Below are 16,651 nucleotides of genomic sequence, written 5' to 3'. Positions count from 1 at the left end.
GATGCGGGCCACCGCGCGGTGGACACGCAGTGTCACAACCGTGACGGCGGGAATGACATATAGGGTGTCCGCATGACCGACCCGTTGGCGCAGCCGGCCGACCAGACCCGGGACCGCCCCCGCCAGGTGAACATCGTGTCGGTCCTGCTGGTCGTCTTCGGTGGCCTGAGCCTCATGCTCGCGATGCTGCTGCTGTCGATCGTCAACAACGAGAGCGACCTGCCTCCATGGATCTACGTGCTCGTCTACGGGCAGCTGCTGCTGGCCGGGCTGCAGATCCTCAGCGGCATCTTCGTGTGGCTCGGCAAGGCGTGGGCCCGCACGGCGGCCATGGTCGTCTGCGGGATCAACCTCGTTGGCGCCGTGTTCTCGCTGGTCAGCGGCTCGATCTTCCAGGCCGTCACCGCGGGGGTGGTGAACATCGCGCTCCTGCGGCTGCTCCGCAGCACCGAGGTCACCGACTGGTGCGAACGCTGACCCAGGGTTCCGGTGCTCGCACCGGCCTTCTGGCCTGCTGCGATGCACAGGTTCCCCCGGCTTGCGCCATGTCTGAGAGTGGTGTCACGGTGCGTGACGTTCGCGGAGTTGGCTCCGGGTCGATCGAAATACCAAGATCAGCTTTTGAGGAACGAGAGTGAAGCGAGACTTCACCCTCGTTCCTCAAAAGCTGATCTTGTCCGGTTGACGGCGGCGCGGAACAGTCGAATCGGGCATCCACGGGGAGTAAGGGGCGTGATCTCGGTCCGTCGACTGGCGGCAGTGGGAAGCCCTGCATTCTGAGCAGCGGTGACTCATCTGTGTGAACGGTTGTCGAGTGTGTTCCGGGAGAGAAAGCGCTGTCCGGGAAGCACTTTTCCTCCCCGGATGCGACTGACAGGCGATCCTGGACGACCATCGTCGCCCAGGCGGACCACGATCGTCCAGGATCGCCGTAGCCTGGTTGGGGCTTGCGCCACGCGCGGTGAACGACCACCGAAGTGCCGTTCGGCACGGTCCGGGCCGGTCGCCGGCTGCCTACGCTCGTCGGATGAGGACCTGGGTTCCGGTGCTGGCCGGCGTCGCGGGGGCGGCGTCGATCGCCGCGTCGGTCGTCGTCCCGCTGGCCGGTGCGGCGTACGAGCAGGGCGGCGCCGCCACCACCGGCTGGGCGTTCGCGGAGATCGCGGTGCTGCTGGCGCTCGGGCTGGTCGCCGTGCGGGTGGCGCCGCCCGGGCCGTGGTCGTACGGGGCCGCGCTGCCGCTGGTCGCCGTGCCGGCGTGGCTGCTGCGGTTCGGGTCCGGGCCGGTCTCCGCGGAGCTGGTCGGCGGGTTCGTCGGGTGGGGGCTGGTCGCGCTCGTCGCGGCCGTTGTCGGGCTCTATCTGCGTCGGTTGGACCGGGACAGCGCGCGCTCGGTCGTCGAGGCGCGCCGGGCCCAGCGCCTGCACCTGGCCCGCGACCTGCACGACTTCGTCGCCCACGACGTCAGCGGCATGCTCGCACAGGCGCAGGCCGGCCAGCTGCTCGCCGAGCGTGACCCCGCTGCGGCGGCGGCCGCGTTCCAGCGCATCGAGGCCGCCGGGCTGCAGGCCCTGGCCTCGCTCGACCGCACTGTGCACATGCTGGGCGACCCGGCCGACGGTCCGGCGGTGCCGCCGGCGACCCTCGACGACCTGACCGGGCTGGTCGGTCGCTTCGCGTCGACGGCCGCCATCGACCTCGAGGTCGAGCCGGGACTGGAGGCCGTCCTGCCCCGCGCGCACGCGGCCACCGCGTACCGGGTGGTCGTCGAGGCCCTGACGAACGTGCGCCGGCACGCTCCGGCCGCCACGCGGGTGGCGGTGCTTGTGCGCCGGACCGGGCCGGCCGTGCTGGTGAGCGTCACCGACGACGGGCCGACGCAGGCCGCACGGTCCGCGCGGCCGCGACCCCGGCGCCAACCCCGGCACAGCGGGCTCGGCCTGCCGGGCCTGGCCGAACGCGTGGAGGCCCTCGGCGGGACGCTCACCGCCGGTCCCGCCGACGCCGGCGGCTGGCGGGTCGCGGCCACCCTGCCGCTGGGGCCGGCGTGACGATCCGGGTCCTGATCGCCGACGACCAGGACGACGTCCGGTCGGCGTTCACGGTGATCCTCGACGCCCAGCCCGACATGGCCGTGGTGGGCGCGGCCGCCGACGGCACCGCCGCCGTGGAGCTGGCCCGCCACCTGCGCCCCGACGTGGTGCTCGTCGACATCCGGATGCCCGGCCTCGACGGGCTCGCGGTCACCCGCCGGCTCGCCGGTCCCGACGTCGCCGACCCGTTGCGGGTGCTCGTGGTCACCACGTTCGACCTCGACGAGTACGTCCACACGGCGCTGCGCAACGGCGCCTGCGGGTTCCTGCTCAAGCGGTCGAGCCCGGCGCTGCTGGTCGAGGCCGTCCGCGCGGCGGTGGCCGGTGACACGCTGATCAGCCCGTCGGTGACCGTGCGGCTGCTGCGGCACCTCACGACCGCGCCGCCGCCCGGGCGGGAGACGCTGACCGACCGGGAGATGGAGATCGCGCGCATCCTGGCGCAGGGCCGCACCAACGCCGAGATCGCCGCCGAGCTGTTCCTCGCCGCGGGCACGGTGAAGAACCACGTCGCGGTGATCCAGCGCAAGCTCGGCGTACGCAACCGGGTCGGCATCGCGGCGTGGGCCTGGGACACCGGCATCGCCCACCGCTGATCGAAACTTTCGAACGCAGCGCAAACGCTTCGACGCCGATGTGAACGATCTCGAAAGTTTCGAACGCATTCGATTCGCGATCGATACTGTGGTGCCGCGTTTTCAGGGATTGACCGCCGTGGACGCCTCGCATAGTGTTTCGGAAACGTTTCGAGAGCCACCCCGTTGCATCCACCCTGTGACGAGAGGTTTCACATGACGAAATCCAGCATGACGAGATCGCGCGCGATGGCGGCCGCCCTGGTCGCCGTCGGAGCGCTGGCCTGGGTCGGGCCGTCGGGCGCCGTCGCCGACAGCCGGCACGGGTCCATCCCCAGACCCGTCACCGTCGACCAGCCGTTACGCGTCCTCGGCGCCAAGGCCGACGTCCTCATCGGCACCGCCGTCGACATGAACGCGCTGGCCACCGACACCACCTACCGCGAGCGGGTCCGCACCGACTTCTCGGCCGTCACCGCCGAGAACGTCATGAAGTGGGCCGAGCTCGAACCCACCCGCGGCCAGTACAACTGGGGCCCCGCCGACCAGTTGGTGGCCGAGGCCCGCCGCAACGGCCAGCAGATCCACGGCCACACGCTGCTCTGGCACAGCCAGTTGCCGACCTGGCTCACCGACGGCGTCGCCAGCGGCGACATCGACTCCGCGGAGCTCACCGAGATCGTCCGCAACCACATCCGCACCGTCGTCGGCCACTTCAAGGGCAAGGTGCGGGCCTGGGACGTCGTGAACGAGGCGTTCACCGACGGGTCCGCGCCCGTGCTGCGCGACACGATCTTCAAGCAGCACCTCGGCGACGACTACATCGCGAAGGCCCTGCGCTGGGCGCACGAGGCCGACCCGCGCGCCAAGCTGTTCCTCAACGACTACGCCATCGACAACGTCAACGCGAAGAGCACCGCCTACTTCGAGCTGGCGAAGACGCTCAAGGCCCAGCGGGTGCCGCTGCACGGCCAGGGCTTCCAGGGCCACCTCGACCTGCAGTACCCGCTGCCGATCGACGCGCACGAGAACCTCGCCCGCTTCGACCGGCTCGGCCTGGAGACCGCGTTCACCGAGGTCGACGTCCGGTACTTCCTGCCCGGTGACACGTACAAGACCGCCGGCCAGGTGGGCAGCTTCAACGTGCTCCTGCAGGCGTGCCTGCTGACCCCGAAGTGCGTCATGTTCACCGTGTGGGGCTTCACCGACAAGTACTCGTGGGTCCCGGGCTTCTTCGAGGGGCAGGGTGAGGCGACGCCGCTCGACGCCAACTTCCAGCCCAAGCCCGCCTACCGCGGCCTGCAGCAGACGCTCGCACTCGGCCGCCCCCGGTAACGGCGACGGTGCCGGCTCCCGTGCGCATCGCGATCGTGGGTGCCGGCACCACCGCCCGCCACCACGTCGAGGCACTGCGTGCCCTCGACGACCGGGTCGAGATCGTGGCCGGCGTCGACAGCGTCGACGGGGACGCCGGCCACGCGGCCGCGTTCTGCGCCGGCCACGGGATCCCGTACGCGGGAACCGACCTGAAGAAGGCGCTCGCCGACGCCGCGCCCGACCTCGTGCACGTGTGCGCCGGCGACCCGTTGGAGCCGGTGTCGGCGGCGCTGGCGGGTGGGGCGCACGTCCTCGTCGAGCCGCCGCCGGCGTTGTCGCTGCGCGGTCTCGACGACCTCGACGCCGCCCAGGCACCGGGCGGCCCCTACGTGGCGATGGTGTTCCCGCACCGGTTCGGGCCCGGCCCGCGCCGGCTGCGGGACCTCGTCGCCACCGGCGCGCTCGGCCGGCCGCTGCTCGCCCTCTGCCACACCACGTGGTGGCGGGAGCGCGGCGGCCTGCTGACGGGTCCGGGAACGTACCACCTGGACCTGCTGGTCTCGGTCCTCGGGGGGTGGACCGAGATCCAGGCCGCCGCCCACCGGCTGGCCCGGCCCGGACGCGCCGAGGACGTGTCGCTGGCGCACGTGACGTTCGCCAACGGCGCGGTGGCGAGCATCGTCACCAGCGTGCTGTCGCCCCGCGAGGAGAGCCACGTGCGGTTCGACCTCGAGCGGGCCTCGGTCGAGCTGACCCGCGTGCGCGGCCACGGCGACCACTGGCGCGTCACCCCGGCACCCGGTCACGAGAAGGCCGTGCTGGCCGCGTGGAACGCACACACCGACGGCGGCCGCCGTGGCCTGCCCGCGCAGGTCGCCGACGTGGTGTCCAGCGTGCGCGCCGGCACCCCGCCGCCGGTGAGCCCCGCCGCGGCCCGCGACACGGTGCGCCTGGTGGCCGGCATCTACGCGGCGGCCTTCACCGGGCACCTGGTCGCGCCGGCCGGACTCGAGCCGGGATCGGCGTTCTACGAACGCATGGAGGGCTTCGGACCGCCCTGGGCGTGACCCGTCCGTCCGCCGGGGGGCTGACGTCGGCGCAACGATGGAGCATTATCGTCGCTGATGCTCAGCCGCCGCTCCCTCCTGTTCGCCGCCACCGCCGGTCTCCTCACGGCCTGCGGAAGCGACGACGAGGACCCCGTACCCAGCGCCGCGAAGCCGGCTCCGTCGTCGTCCTCCCGCCCGCCGCTGTCGGCCGCGCCGGCCGGGCCGGGCGCGGAGCGGCTCGCCCGGTTCCGGCTGCCGGAGAAGGGCGTGTGCGGCGGTCTCGACTGGAGCCCGTCGGGCGACCTGCTCGCGGTCACGGGGCAGGGGCAGGTCGCGCTGTTCGCGGGCAGCGGCGGCGAGGCGCCGGTCGTCGCGGCGAAAGCCCACGGGACCGCGATGGCGAACTCGGTCGCCTGGGCGCCCGACGGTGGCCGCTTCGTGACGGTCGGTACCGACAGCGTGCTGCAGTTCTGGAGCGCCGACGGAACACCCACGCGGTCGGTGCAGCTCAAGGGCGTCGAGCGGCACGGGCTGGTGCGCTGGTCGCCGAAGGGGAACCTGCTCGCCGTGTCCACCGGGAACACGCCGCTGACCGTCGACGTGTCCGGGCCCGTGCCGGGCCAGCCGGTGGCGGGCACGAAGGTCGAGGTGCTGTACGAGCTCGCGTGGGCGCCCGACGGCGCCTCGTACTACGTGGTCGGCGCGGGTGGGGTGGCGCGGTGCCCGGCGCCGTCCGGTCCGCCACTGGTGACCCTCGCCGACGCGGCCGTGCGGGTGTGGCGGTCGGCGGCGGTGGCGTCCGACGGGCGGGTCGTGATCGCCGCCCGGGCCGACGACCGCGACGTCATCCGCGTCTACAGCCCCGACCTTGCCACGCCCGGCCCGCTGTTCGAGGTGCCCGACGGCACGTCGACGGTCACCACGATGCGGTTCGCCCCCGACGGGCGGCGCCTGGTCGTCGGGTTCCAGCAGGGCCCGGTGGGGGTCTGGGAGGTCACCGGCACGCAGGCCCGGTACGTCGGCGGGTACCGCGGCCACGCCCGTCCCGGCGACGGCGGGTACGGGGTGGCCTGGCAGCCCGGCACCGACCGGGTCGCCTCGCTCGACGCCGACGGCAGCGTGCACCTCTGGCGAATCAGTTCCGGCTAGGTGTCGAATTCGCCGCGGGCCGGCCGTCATCTCCCCGACCATGCACCGAGGGAAGGATGACGTCATGGAGTACGCACTGCTGATCTACGGCGACGAGAAGGCCTGGGCGGCCCGCACCGACGAGGAGCGGCGGACCAACGGCGAGCGCCACGCGCGGTTCGTCGCGCTGCTCGCCGAGCGTGGCGTGGAGATGCGCGGCGGCCGGGAGCTGGCGCTCGCGGGGTCGGCCACGACGCTGCGCAAGAAGGGTGACGCGGTGAGCGTCACCGACGGCCCGTTCGCCGAGACGGCCGAGGTGCTGGGCGGGTTCTACCTCCTGGCCGCCGACGACCTCGACGTGGTGCTGGAGCTGGCCCGCGAGCTGCCCGAGGACACGATCGAGATCCGGCCGATCGTGCCCCTCCCGGAGTGACGGACGACGCGGTCGAGCAGGCGTACCGGGAGCACGGGGCACGCCTGCTCGCCCTCCTGGTCACCTGGCTGCGCCGCTTCGACGTGGCCGAGGACAGCCTGCAGGACGCGTTCGTGGCGGCCGCCCGCACCTGGCCGGAGCGGGGCGTGCCGGCGAACCCGGCCGCCTGGCTGCTGACCGCGGCCCGCCGCCGCGCGGTCGACCTGCTCCGCCGTGAGGACTCCGACCGCCGTCGCCTGCCGCTGCTGGTCACCGACGATGCGCAACCACCGGCGGACGATCCCGACGGCATCACCGACGAGCGGCTGCGGCTGCTGTTCGCCTGCTGCCACCCCGCGCTGGGCGCCGACGCGCGGGCGGTGCTGATGCTGCGGTTCGGCGCGGGCCTGCGCACCGCCGAGATCGCCCGGCTGTTCCTGGTGCCGGAGCCCACCATGTCGGCCCGGCTCACCCGCGCGAAGACCAAGATCGCGCAGGCCGGCATCCCGCTGCGCCAGCCGACCCCGTCGGACCTGCCGGCCCGCCTGGACGTGCTGCACAGCGTCGTGTACCTGCTGTTCAGCGAGGGGTACCGGGCCACCGACGGCGCCGACCTGCACCGGCCGCGGCTCGCGGCGGAGGCGATCCGCCTCGGCTATCTGCTCGGTGAGCTGCTGCCGTCGCAGCCCGGGACCGTCGCGTTGCTCGCGCTGATGGTCCTCCAGAACGCCCGCCGGGACGCGCGGACCGACGCTCACGGCCGTCTCGTGCTGCTGCGGGACCAGGACCGCGCGCGCTGGCACCACGACGAGATCGCGCAGGGGCTGGACCTCCTGGCGCTGATCGGGGGCACCGACGCGGGGGAGTACCACCTGCAGGCGCTGGTCGCCGCCGAGCACTGCCGCCCCGACGGGCCCGACTGGCACCGGGTCGCGCTCCTGTACGCCGACCTCGAACGCCGTACGGGGTCGCCGGTGGTGCGCCTGAACCGCGCTGTCGCGGTCACCGAGGCAGGCTCGCCCGAGGCGGGCCTGGCGCTTCTCGACGGCCTGGACACGGCGCTGCCGCGGCATCATCTCGTTCCCGCGACGCGGGCCGAGCTGCTGCTGCGCGTGGGCCGGACCGCTGAGGCGGCGGCCGCGTTCGACGCGGCGCTCGCGCTGGTGCGCACGGACGCCGAACGCGACCACCTGGAGCGCCGCCGTGCCGCTACCGGGGACGGACCCTGAGGCCGTGCATGCCGCCGTCGACCGACAGCACCGTGCCGGTGGTGGCGCTCGCCAACGGGCTGGCGAGGTAGCCGATCGCGGCGGCGACCTCGTCGGCCGACACCATGCGGCCGGTCGGCTGCCGGGCGTTGAGCGCCTTGAGCTCGGCGTCGGGGTCGTCGGCCTGTGAGAGCAGCCGGCGGATCCACGGCGTGTCGGCGGTGCCGGGGTTCACGCAGCAGACCCGGATGCCCTCGCGCACGTGGTCGGCGGCCATGGCCGCGGTCATCGACTGCACCGCGCCCTTGCTCGCGCTGTACAGGACCCGGTCGGGCACCCCGGCGTGCGCGACGATCGAGCCGGTGTTCACGATGACCGCGTGCTCCGAGCGCCGCAGGTGCGGCAGCGCCGCCCGGCTGACCCGCGCCATCCCGATCACGTTGACGTCGAGCACCCGGTGCCACTCGTCGTCGGAGTTGTCCTCGACGCTGCCGATGGCCCCGATCCCGGCGTTGTTCACCAGGATGTCGAGCCCTCCGAGCCGCTCGACGGCCTCGGCGACGGCGCTCCTGACGGTGGCGTCGTCGGTGACGTCGGCGCGGATGCCGATGAGCGGCTCCGGGACGTCGTCGGGGTTGAGGTCCAGGCAGGCGACCGTCGCGCCGCGTTCTGCCAGGAACCTCGCGGTCGCCAGGCCGATGCCGGACGCGCCACCGGTGACGATCGCCTTCAGCCCGTCGAAGTCGCCCATCAGGCCGCCCCGAGCGTCTGGCGCTGCCGGCCCAGTCCGTCGATCTCCAGTTCCACCACGTCGCCGGCCTTCAGGTAGGGCTTCGGGTCGGGCTGGCCGAGGGCGACGCCGGCCGGGGTGCCCGTGTTGATCAGGTCGCCCGGGTACAGGGTCATGAACTGGCTGAGGTAGCGCACGATCTCGCCGACGCCGAACACCATGTCGGCGGTGGTGCCGTTCTGCTTCGCCTCGCCGTTGACCCACAGCCGCAGGCCCAGCGTCTGCGGGTCGCCGACCTCGTCGGCGGTGACGAGCCACGGCCCGAGCGGGTTGAACGTCTCGCAGTTCTTGCCCTTGTCCCACTGGCCGCCGCGGTCGAGCTGGAACTCCCGCTCGCTGACGTCGTGCGACAGCACGTAGCCGGCGACGTGCTCCAGCGCCTCCTCCGGCGAGCCGAGGTAGCGCGCGGTGCGGCCGATCACGACGCCGAGCTCGACCTCCCAGTCGGTCTTCACGCTGTTGCGCGGCACGAGCACGGTGTCGTCGGGACCGACGATCGTGTCGGGCGCCTTCATGAACACCACCGGCTCGGTCGGCGTCGGCGCGCCGACCTCGGCGGCGTGCCGGTGGTAGTTCATCCCGATGCAGACGATCTTGCCGGGACGGTTCAGGGGCGGGCCGTAGCGGCCGGCCTCCACGGTCGGCAGGCCGTCGAGGGCGGGACCGTTGCCGGCGGCGACAGCGGCGACGAACGCCGGATCGATGTCTGTGGTCACGGACGACAGGTCGACCAGGCGTCCGTCGTCGAGAACGGCGACCGGACGCTCGGCGCCCGGCTCACCTACACGCGCAAGCTTCACGGGAGTTCACCCTACCCGCGATCTTGCGCGTAGGGCTTTCACCCCGAGCACCCCGACGGCGGTCCCGACCGCGAGGGACGCGCCGATCAGCAGCGCGTGCACCCAGAGGAACGACGTCGGCGTGTCCGACCTCCAGGCGCGGTCGTCGTTCCAGATCGCGAGCCCGAACCGCGGCCAGATCACCCATGTCCACACCCCGACGCCGACGAGGAACAACGACCACCGACGGGTCAGCACCATGCGGCCCAGTATGGACGGGTGTTCCCGCACGCCGGCGGGGGGTCACACCGTCGCGCCGGGGTGGGGCTCTGCGGGGTCGGGGGCTCTGCGGGGCCGGGGGCACTGCGGGGCCGGGGGCTCTGCGGGGTCGGGGGCACTGCATAAACGACGCTCTATCCGGTGCGTGATCGGCGCCGGATTCCGCACTTGATCGAGCGTCGTCTATTCCGTGCCGGGATGGCGGGCGTCACGGCGCCGATCACTGTCCGTCATGGCAATCTGCCCAACGGGTCTGTGCCGGCCGCCTTGATCGTCGTTTGAGGAACGAACGCGAAGCCCCACTGCAGTTCCGTTCCTCAAACAACGATCACATCCCCCGCGAAGACAGAGCGTCCGAACGCACAGTGACACACCACGACCGCATACGAATCAACGACTCGGGACACCGGGCGGCCGGGGGCTCTGCGGGGCCGGGGGCACTGCATAAACGACGCTCTATCCGGTGCGTGATCGGCGCCGGATTCCGCACTGGATCGAGCGTCGTCTATTCCGCACCGGGGTGGGTGGGCGTCAGAGCGCCATCACCGCGTAGGCCAGTGACACGAGGCCGCCGGTGAGCAGCACCGCGCCGGTCGGCAGTCCGGTGGTCGCGCTCACCGCGATCGAGCGCCGCCGCGCGGCCGGAACCGCCGCGAGTGCCGCGAGTGCCGCGATCGTGACGCCCGCCGCGACCACGTGCAGCAACGGGTAGTCCAGGATCGCCGCGACCGGGAACAGGTGCACCCCGACCACCAGCGCGATCCACGGCGGGATCAGCTCGGCCCGCCGCCGCACCGCCAGGATCACGGCACCGAGGGCGGCCACGCCGAACTCGATGCCGACCACGATGCCGAACCGTGGCGCGGTGGTGTCGTCGAAGGCGGAGCCGCGCGACCAGAGCCGCCACAGCAGCAGTCCACCGGCCACGGCCGTGAGCATCGACAGCACCGAGCCGGTGAGGAGCAGCGGTTTCCAGCGCGTCGGCGGACTCTCCTGTGCCCAGCCGAACCAGCTGGCGGCGAAGAACCCGAAGACCGCGGCCGTACCGGCGAAGTCTCGGACGTGGTCAGTCAGCACGGCGACCCCCGTCGATCAGGTGGGGCCAGCGTAGCGTCAGTGGGCGAGCAGGCCGGGTGCGGCGTCGGCGATGCGCTCGCGCATGGGCCGGCGTTCCAATGCTTCGAGGACCTCGTCGATGAGCGCGCTCAGCGGGGTGGACAGCTCCGCTTCGAGCGCGGTGGCGGCCGCCGCGGTGGCGGCCCACTCGGCGTCGAGCGTCGGCAGCAGGCGTCCGGCGGCCGGCGTCAGGCTGACGATGCGGTGCCGGGCGTCGGCGCCGGGGGTCAGCGTCACCAGGTCCCGGCGGGCCATCTGGGCGACGGTCTGGCTCGCGGCCGAGTGCGTGACGCCCACCGCCGCGGCCAGGTCGCGGATCGACCGCGGCCCGTCGGCGCCGAGCGTGCGGATGTAGGCCACGAACCGGGGACGGACGTCGGCGAGCCCGAGGTCGGCGTAGACCGCCGCCACCTCCCGGTCGAGCACCTCCAGCAGGTGGCGCAGCCGGGTGCCGAGAAACTCCGGTCCAGATGTCACAGTGCTAATATAACAGTGCTTACACATTCTGCGGGGAAGGCGGGGCCTCATGAACGAAGGCATGCTCGACGTCGGCGACGGCAACCTCGTCCACTGGGAGGTCAGCGGGCACCCGGAGGGCAGGCCCGCGCTGGTGGTGCACGGCGGTCCCGGCAGCCCGTGGCCGGGCGCCGACCGCTTCTTCGACCTCGACCGGTACCGCGTGGTCTCCTTCGACCAGCGCGGCTGCGGGCGCAGCCGGCCGCACGCCGCCGACCCGGCCACCGACATGGGTCCCAACACCACCGGGCACCTGATCGCCGACATGGAACGGCTGCGCGAGCACCTCGGCATCGAACGGTGGCTGCTGTTCGGCGGCTCGTGGGGGTCGACGCTGATCCTGGCCTACGCCGAGCGGTACCCGCACCGCGTGTCGGAGATCGTGATCGTGGGGGTGACGACGTCGCGGTGGGCCGAGATCGAGTGGCTGTACCAGGGCGTCGGCCGGTTCCTGCCGCGGCAGTGGGAGATCTTTCGGGACGGCGTGCCGCCCGCCGACCGCACCGACCTGCGCGCCATTCTCGCCGGGTACGCGCGCCTCCTGGACGATCCCGACGCCGACGTGCGCACCCGGGCCGCCGCCGCCTGGACGGCGTGGGAGGACTCCGTCATCGGCCACGAGACCAACGGCAAGCCCGACAGCTACAGCGACCAGCCGCCGGACGACCTCGTCGCGATGGTGCGCACCTGCGCCCACTACTTCTCGAACGGCATGTGGCTCGACGACGGGATCCTGCTCCGCGAGGCGCACAAGCTCGCCGGCATCCCGGGCGTGCTGATCCACGGCCGGCTCGACCTGAGCTCCCCGCTGGACACGGCGTGGCAGCTGACGAAGGCCTGGCCCGACGCCGACCTCGTGGTCGTGGATGACGCCGGCCACACCGGCAGCGTCGCGATGCGGGAGGCGATGCGCGAGGCGCTGGCCCGGTTCGCCGACCGGTAGCGCGGCTCACCGGGCGGGCTCACCGGGCGGGCTCACCGGGCGGGCTCACCGGGCGGGCTCACCGGGCCGCGAGGCGTTCGAGCAGACCGTCGAGCGCGCGGTCGGTGAAGGCCATCCCCGTGTCGTCACGCAGGTCCAGCGCGGCGCGGGCGGCGGACCGCGCGGTGGCCGCGTCGCCGAGGTCCGACGCGAGCACCGCCCGCGTGGCCAGGCACTCGGCCGCGCAGATCCGCAACCCGTGGCGACGGGCCAGCGCCAGCGCCTCGCCCAGCCGCCGCAGGTGGTCGGGGTGCGGACCCAGCCGGTGACCGCTCTCCGCGGCCCCGCGCACCGCCTCGACCTGCCACGACACGTCGCCGATCTCGACCGCCCGGTCCCGGGCCCGACCGAAGTACCCGACCGCCTCGCGGTGCCGGCCGAGCCGGGCGGCGACCACGCCGGCCGCCACCGCGACCTCGCACTCGACGTGCCCGTCGCCGACCTCCGGCGCGTCGTCGAGGAGCGCCGACAGCAGACGCAGGTGCGTGTCGAGCGGCGGCCGGGCCGACCGGACGACCGCGGCGAGGGCGCTCGACCGGTTGATGCGCGACAGCACATCGGGCGGCAGGTGCAGCACGGCGTCGGCGGCCGCGAGCGCCTCCGGCCGGCGGCCGAGGCTCGCGAGCACCCGGTTCAGCTCCAACAGCGCCGAGGCCTCGCCGTCGCCGTGTCCCTGCGCGCGGTACGAGTCGAGCAGGCGCCGGTCGAGGTCCAGCGCCTCGGTGAGCCGGCCCGCGTCACGGTGGACCATGCCGACGGTGAGCAGCGTGTTCGCCCACCCCAGCGGGTCGTCGATGGACTCGTAGAGAGCGGCGGCCCGCAGCCCGTTGTCGAGGGCCGCGTCGAGCCGGCCGGTCGCCCGGTAGATGGCGGCCAGGTTGCTGATGTTGGCCGCGGCCCCGCGGGTCCGGCCGAGCCGGGTGTTGAGGTCGAACGCGCGGGTCATGTGGTCGATGGCCGCCTCGTAGCCGTTCACCGACCAGTGCGCCACGCCGACGAAGTTGGTCATCCTGGCCAGCGTGGGCAGGCCGCCCACCCGCTCCGCCCCGGCCGCGGCCGCCTCGCCGATGTCGAGCCAGTCGGACGTGTGGCGGTGCGCCCACAGGTACGGCATCAACGTCGCGGCGGTGTCGGCGGCCCAGTCGACGGCGGCGGGGTCGTCCCGGGTGGCCGCGTGCCGCACGGTCGCCACGATGGTGGCGCGTTCGCGGTCCAGCCACGCCAGCGCGTCGGCCGACGACGCGAACGTCAGGCCCCGACCGCCGGCGGGTGGTGCCGGCTGGGCGCTCGGCCACGCGACCTGGGCCGCGGTGAAGACGCTGGCCCGGTAGAACGCGCGCAGCCGTCCCATCGCCGCGGACACCTCGTCGGGCGGGTCCTCGGCCGCACAGCGCTCGGCCGCGTACAGGCGCACGAGGTCGTGCATCTGCAGGCGCTCACCGGCCCGGCGGTCGCCGCCGGCCCGGCGGTCATGGGCGGGCCGGCGGTCGAGGAGGTACGAGTCGGCGAGCGCGGTCACCGCCGCGCGGGTCGTGGCCGGGTCGGCGTCGAGCAGGGCCGCGGCCGCCTCCGACGACAGGTCCGTGCCCGGCGCGGTGCCGAGCAGCCGGAACAACCGCGCCGCCGCCGGCGGCAGCGCGCGGTACGACGGGTGCAGCGCCGAGCGGACCGCGAGCTGGTGCTCGGTCAGCGCCAGCGCGTCGAGCCGCGACCCGCGCAGCCCGGCCAGCACCGCGTCCGGGTCGCCGGCCGCCGCGTTCGCCGCGCAGATCCGCAACGCGAGCGGGAGACCGGCGCAGAGGTCGGCCGCCGCGTCGATGGCGGTCCCGGCTCCGACGAGCGACCGCAGCAGCGCCACCGCGGCCGGCCGGTCGAGGCCCGACAGCACCACGGGGTGGGCGTCGACGCCCAGCGCCACCAGCGGGAGCCGCCGGCGGCTCGTCACCAGGACCGTCGACGCCGACGCGCCCGGCAGCAACGGCATCACCTGGTCGACGGTCGCCGCATTGTCGAGGACCACGAGGACGCGCCGGTCGGCGAGCAGCGACCGGTACAGCCCCTGCAGCGCGGCCGACGCGGTGGGGACGCGCGCCGTCGGCACACCGAGGGCCTGCGCGAAGCCGGCCAGCACCTCGCGGGTCGACGGTCCCGGGCCGGGGGAGAAGCCGCGCAGGTCGATGAACAGCTGCCCGTCGGGGAACGCCGCCCGGACGTCGTGGGCCCACCGCGCCGCGAGCGCGGACTTGCCCACCCCGGCCGGCCCTTCGACCACCACGACGCGCGGCGGCCCGTCGACGGTGGGCAGGCCGGCGGCGTCGAGCCGGCTCAGGTCGTCCGCGCGTCCCTCGAACACCGACGGCGGCGCCGGCACCTGCGCCGGAACCGGGACACCGGCGGGCGCCGGCGGCCCGGCGGGTGTCGCGGTGGCGCGGACGCCGTCGCGCAGGATCGTGTCGCGGAGGCGGCGGATGTCGGGACCGGGCGCGACGCCGACCTCGCGGTCGAGGTCGGACGCGAACCGCCGGTACGCGTCGACGGCGTCGACCCAGCGGCCGGCGCGGTGCAGCGCGGCCATCAGCAGGAGCGCGACGCGTTCGCGCAGCGGATGCTGCAGGGCGAGGTCGGTCAGCGTGGCGACGACCGCGTCGAGGCGTCCGGCCCCGTCGGGCCGGCCGGCGGCGACGACCCCGTCGTGCCGGCCGGCCGGCAGGGCCAGCCCGGCCCACCGTTCGGCGGCCGCGAGCCGCGCCTCCTCGAGGGCGACGGCCTCGCGGCGCAGGACCCCGCTGTCCAGACCGGCGAGCGCCGGCCCGCGCCACAAGTCCAACGCCGCACCGAGGTCGTCGATGGCGGCCTCGGCCGACCCCCGCCGCTCGGCCGCGGCGACCAGCAGCCGGAAGCGCGACGCGTCGAGCTGCCACGGGTCGACGTCGAGGCGGTAGCCGGCCGGCACCGTGGCGACCACGATCCCGGTCTGTGCCCGGTGCAGCAGCGACCGCACCTGCGACACCGCGTTCTGGGCCTGGCGACGGGCGGTCGGCGGCGCGTCGACGTCCCAGATGGCCTCGGCCAGCTGCTCGTAACCGACTGGCTGCCCGGCCCGCGCGGCGAGCATCGCCAGCAGCCGTTGCCGGCGCGGTCCGCCGAGGTCGAGCACGCGGTCACCGACCCGGACCTCCAGCGGGCCCAGGATGCGCAACCGGAGAGCTGGACCATCCAACGGATGTCGGGCTCCCTCCGGCGACCGCGGTGCACTGACCGCACACCCTATCGCCGTCCGTGCCTGTCATTCGCCGTAGTTGCCCCCGCCACCCGGATCCCTGGTCATGCGCGTCCCCCTTCTCCCCGGGCCCAGCCTGGGGGACGCCGTCCTCCGGATCCTCTCGCTTGTCAGTACCGGCGGACATTGACATCGGCGCGCCGGTCCGCTAAGCGGTCGTCCACTGTGGACAGTCCGGCTTGATAACGACTCGCCTACGACCGTGCCTACCGACGAGCCGTTGTTGACACGTCCCTGTAACACGGGCAGAATCTCTTGGGAGCGCTCCCATGGGAGCGCTCCCGCCGCCGGAGGTTACGACCCATGCCACTGGATCAGCTGTCTCTGGAACACCCACCCGTGGATCACCGCGTCCTTCCGCAGTACTGGACGCCGCCCGTCATTCCGGTCCGGGACCTGGTCTGGACCATGGAGCGTTCCAGCCACGACAGTGTCGCGTCCGTGCACGGTTTCACGTTCCGGCTGGTCGGCGACGTGAACCCGATCGCGGTGGCGGCGGCGCTCGGCGAGGTCATCGAACGGCACGACGCGCTGCGGCTGACCACGGTGATGGTCAACCGCAAGCGGCGGCAGCAGGTCGAGCCGGTCGGCGCTCCGCTGGACCTCATCGACCTGCGCGGGGTCGATCCCGCGCAGCGGCTCGACCGCGCCCGCGCGGTGATGGCCACCGTGCTGGAACGGCCGTTCAACCTGGCCCGGCCGCCGTTCCTGCGGGCGGTCCTCCTGCGCCTGGGCGACCGTGACCGCATGCTGGGCCTCGGCATGCACCACGTGCTCTGCGACGGCACGTCCACCGGCGCGCTGCTCGACGACCTGTTCGACGCGTACCGCACGGCGACCACGCCGGAGGGCGCGACCACGCCGCACGTGCGGCTGCGGTTCCCCGACTACGAGCACCGCGTGCCGTGCGACCGGCACCGGTTCGCGGGGGGAGCCGCGAACCTACCGACGACCCGGGTCGGCCGGATGGATCAGCGCGGGGAGGCGCCCCGTCCGGCAGGCACGACTCCGGGATCGGGACAGGACGGCGGCCCGCAAGGGTCGCCGTCCTGCTCACGCGATCGGCTCGCTCCGCTCACCGATGCGTTCGCGAGGCACTGAGTTGCCGGTTCGCTCGCGCAAGCGCTC

Annotated in this window: 16 protein-coding genes; 10 read left to right on the top strand and 6 right to left on the bottom strand. The window is 73.7% G+C overall.

The window, feature by feature from the left end; translation table 11 throughout:
• Nucleotides 1-72 precede the first annotated feature (72 nt).
• The 8 genes from Voc01_RS43895 (at nt 73) to Voc01_RS43860 (ending at nt 7,802) form a co-directional block, all read left to right on the top strand.
• Complete coding sequence (locus tag Voc01_RS43895) at nt 73-477, top strand: hypothetical protein (RefSeq protein ID WP_203933685.1); 405 nt, start codon at nt 73-75, stop codon at nt 475-477.
• 550 nt (nt 478-1,027) lie between these two features.
• Nucleotides 1,028-2,050: a sensor histidine kinase gene (locus Voc01_RS43890; RefSeq protein WP_203933684.1), complete on the top strand. Its 1,023-nt coding sequence runs from the start codon at nt 1,028-1,030 to the stop codon at nt 2,048-2,050.
• A complete protein-coding gene (locus tag Voc01_RS43885; protein ID WP_203933683.1) occupies nt 2,047-2,688 on the top strand; it encodes a response regulator in 642 nt (213 codons plus the stop codon). Before Voc01_RS43890 ends, Voc01_RS43885 begins: the two co-directional genes overlap by 4 nt.
• Nucleotides 2,689-2,898: 210 nt before the next feature.
• Nucleotides 2,899-4,002 carry an endo-1,4-beta-xylanase gene (locus Voc01_RS43880; protein WP_203933682.1) on the top strand — a complete coding sequence of 368 codons (1,104 nt, stop codon included), beginning with the start codon at nt 2,899-2,901 and terminating at the stop codon, nt 4,000-4,002.
• A gap of 20 nt (nt 4,003-4,022) precedes the next feature.
• Nucleotides 4,023-5,051, top strand: coding sequence for a Gfo/Idh/MocA family protein (locus tag Voc01_RS43875; protein WP_203933681.1), 1,029 nt, complete (start codon nt 4,023-4,025; stop codon nt 5,049-5,051).
• Nucleotides 5,052-5,108: 57 nt separating this feature from the next.
• Nucleotides 5,109-6,182 (top strand): WD40 repeat domain-containing protein, encoded by a 1,074-nt coding sequence (locus Voc01_RS43870; RefSeq protein WP_203933680.1) that lies wholly within the window; start codon nt 5,109-5,111, stop codon nt 6,180-6,182.
• 64 nt (nt 6,183-6,246) lie between these two features.
• The gene (locus tag Voc01_RS43865) at nt 6,247-6,594 is read left to right on the top strand and encodes a YciI family protein (RefSeq protein WP_239160923.1); all 348 of its coding nucleotides are present in this window, start codon (nt 6,247-6,249) and stop codon (nt 6,592-6,594) included.
• The gene (locus Voc01_RS43860) at nt 6,591-7,802 is read left to right on the top strand and encodes an RNA polymerase sigma factor (RefSeq protein WP_203933678.1); all 1,212 of its coding nucleotides are present in this window, start codon (nt 6,591-6,593) and stop codon (nt 7,800-7,802) included. Before Voc01_RS43865 ends, Voc01_RS43860 begins: the two co-directional genes overlap by 4 nt.
• Here Voc01_RS43860 and Voc01_RS43855 read toward each other — a convergent pair.
• The 5 genes from Voc01_RS43855 to Voc01_RS43835 all read right to left on the bottom strand — a co-directional run bounded on the left by Voc01_RS43855 (nt 7,783) and on the right by Voc01_RS43835 (nt 11,222).
• A complete protein-coding gene (locus tag Voc01_RS43855) occupies nt 7,783-8,532 on the bottom strand; it encodes an SDR family NAD(P)-dependent oxidoreductase (RefSeq protein WP_203933677.1) in 750 nt (249 codons plus the stop codon). The genes Voc01_RS43860 and Voc01_RS43855 overlap by 20 nt on opposite strands.
• The gene (locus tag Voc01_RS43850) at nt 8,532-9,371 is read right to left on the bottom strand and encodes a fumarylacetoacetate hydrolase family protein (protein ID WP_203933676.1); all 840 of its coding nucleotides are present in this window, start codon (nt 9,369-9,371) and stop codon (nt 8,532-8,534) included. Before Voc01_RS43850 ends, Voc01_RS43855 begins: the two co-directional genes overlap by 1 nt.
• 6 nt (nt 9,372-9,377) lie before the next feature.
• Nucleotides 9,378-9,611 (bottom strand): SCO4848 family membrane protein, encoded by a 234-nt coding sequence (locus tag Voc01_RS43845; protein WP_203933675.1) that lies wholly within the window; start codon nt 9,609-9,611, stop codon nt 9,378-9,380.
• 549 nt (nt 9,612-10,160) lie between these two features.
• Entirely contained in the window at nt 10,161-10,706 is a 546-nt protein-coding gene (locus Voc01_RS43840) for a hypothetical protein (protein ID WP_203933674.1), read from the bottom strand.
• Nucleotides 10,707-10,742: 36 nt separating this feature from the next.
• On the bottom strand, nt 10,743-11,222 hold the full coding sequence (locus Voc01_RS43835; RefSeq protein ID WP_203933673.1) for a MarR family winged helix-turn-helix transcriptional regulator: 480 nt from the start codon (nt 11,220-11,222) through the stop codon (nt 10,743-10,745).
• 49 nt (nt 11,223-11,271) lie between these two features.
• On the opposite strand from Voc01_RS43835, the gene pip reads away from it, so the two are divergent.
• Entirely contained in the window at nt 11,272-12,204 is a 933-nt protein-coding gene (gene pip / locus Voc01_RS43830) for a prolyl aminopeptidase (RefSeq protein ID WP_203933672.1), read from the top strand.
• 58 nt (nt 12,205-12,262) lie between these two features.
• Here the strand turns inward: pip and Voc01_RS43825 are convergent, their stop codons facing one another.
• Nucleotides 12,263-15,463, bottom strand: a complete 3,201-nt coding sequence (locus Voc01_RS43825; protein WP_203933671.1) for an AfsR/SARP family transcriptional regulator — start codon at nt 15,461-15,463, stop codon at nt 12,263-12,265.
• A gap of 399 nt (nt 15,464-15,862) precedes the next feature.
• Here Voc01_RS43825 and Voc01_RS43820 point away from each other — a divergent pair, with 399 nt between their 5' ends.
• Nucleotides 15,863-16,624, top strand: coding sequence for a condensation domain-containing protein (locus tag Voc01_RS43820; RefSeq protein ID WP_203933670.1), 762 nt, complete (start codon nt 15,863-15,865; stop codon nt 16,622-16,624).
• Nucleotides 16,625-16,651: the final 27 nt, after the last annotated feature.

It is taken from the genome of Virgisporangium ochraceum (assembly GCF_016863655.1).
GTDB lineage: Bacteria > Actinomycetota > Actinomycetes > Mycobacteriales > Micromonosporaceae > Virgisporangium > Virgisporangium ochraceum.
The sequence above is the reverse complement of the archived record's forward strand: the minus strand, read 5'-3'. Positions and strand labels throughout refer to the sequence as shown.

Bases quoted from the DNA above. Each gene is read 5' to 3' on its own strand.
- Voc01_RS43895 (WP_203933685.1), top strand. From the start codon at position 73: ATGACCGACCCGTTGGCGCAGCCGGCCGACCAGACCCGGGACCGCCCC.
- Voc01_RS43890 (WP_203933684.1), top strand. From the start codon at position 1,028: ATGAGGACCTGGGTTCCGGTGCTGGCCGGCGTCGCGGGGGCGGCGTCG.
- Voc01_RS43880 (WP_203933682.1), top strand. From the start codon at position 2,899: ATGACGAGATCGCGCGCGATGGCGGCCGCCCTGGTCGCCGTCGGAGCG.
- Voc01_RS43870 (WP_203933680.1), top strand. From the start codon at position 5,109: ATGCTCAGCCGCCGCTCCCTCCTGTTCGCCGCCACCGCCGGTCTCCTC.
- Voc01_RS43865 (WP_239160923.1), top strand. From the start codon at position 6,247: ATGGAGTACGCACTGCTGATCTACGGCGACGAGAAGGCCTGGGCGGCC.
- Voc01_RS43855 (WP_203933677.1), bottom strand. From the start codon at position 8,532: ATGGGCGACTTCGACGGGCTGAAGGCGATCGTCACCGGTGGCGCGTCC.
- Voc01_RS43845 (WP_203933675.1), bottom strand. From the start codon at position 9,611: ATGGTGCTGACCCGTCGGTGGTCGTTGTTCCTCGTCGGCGTCGGGGTG.
- pip (WP_203933672.1), top strand. From the start codon at position 11,272: ATGAACGAAGGCATGCTCGACGTCGGCGACGGCAACCTCGTCCACTGG.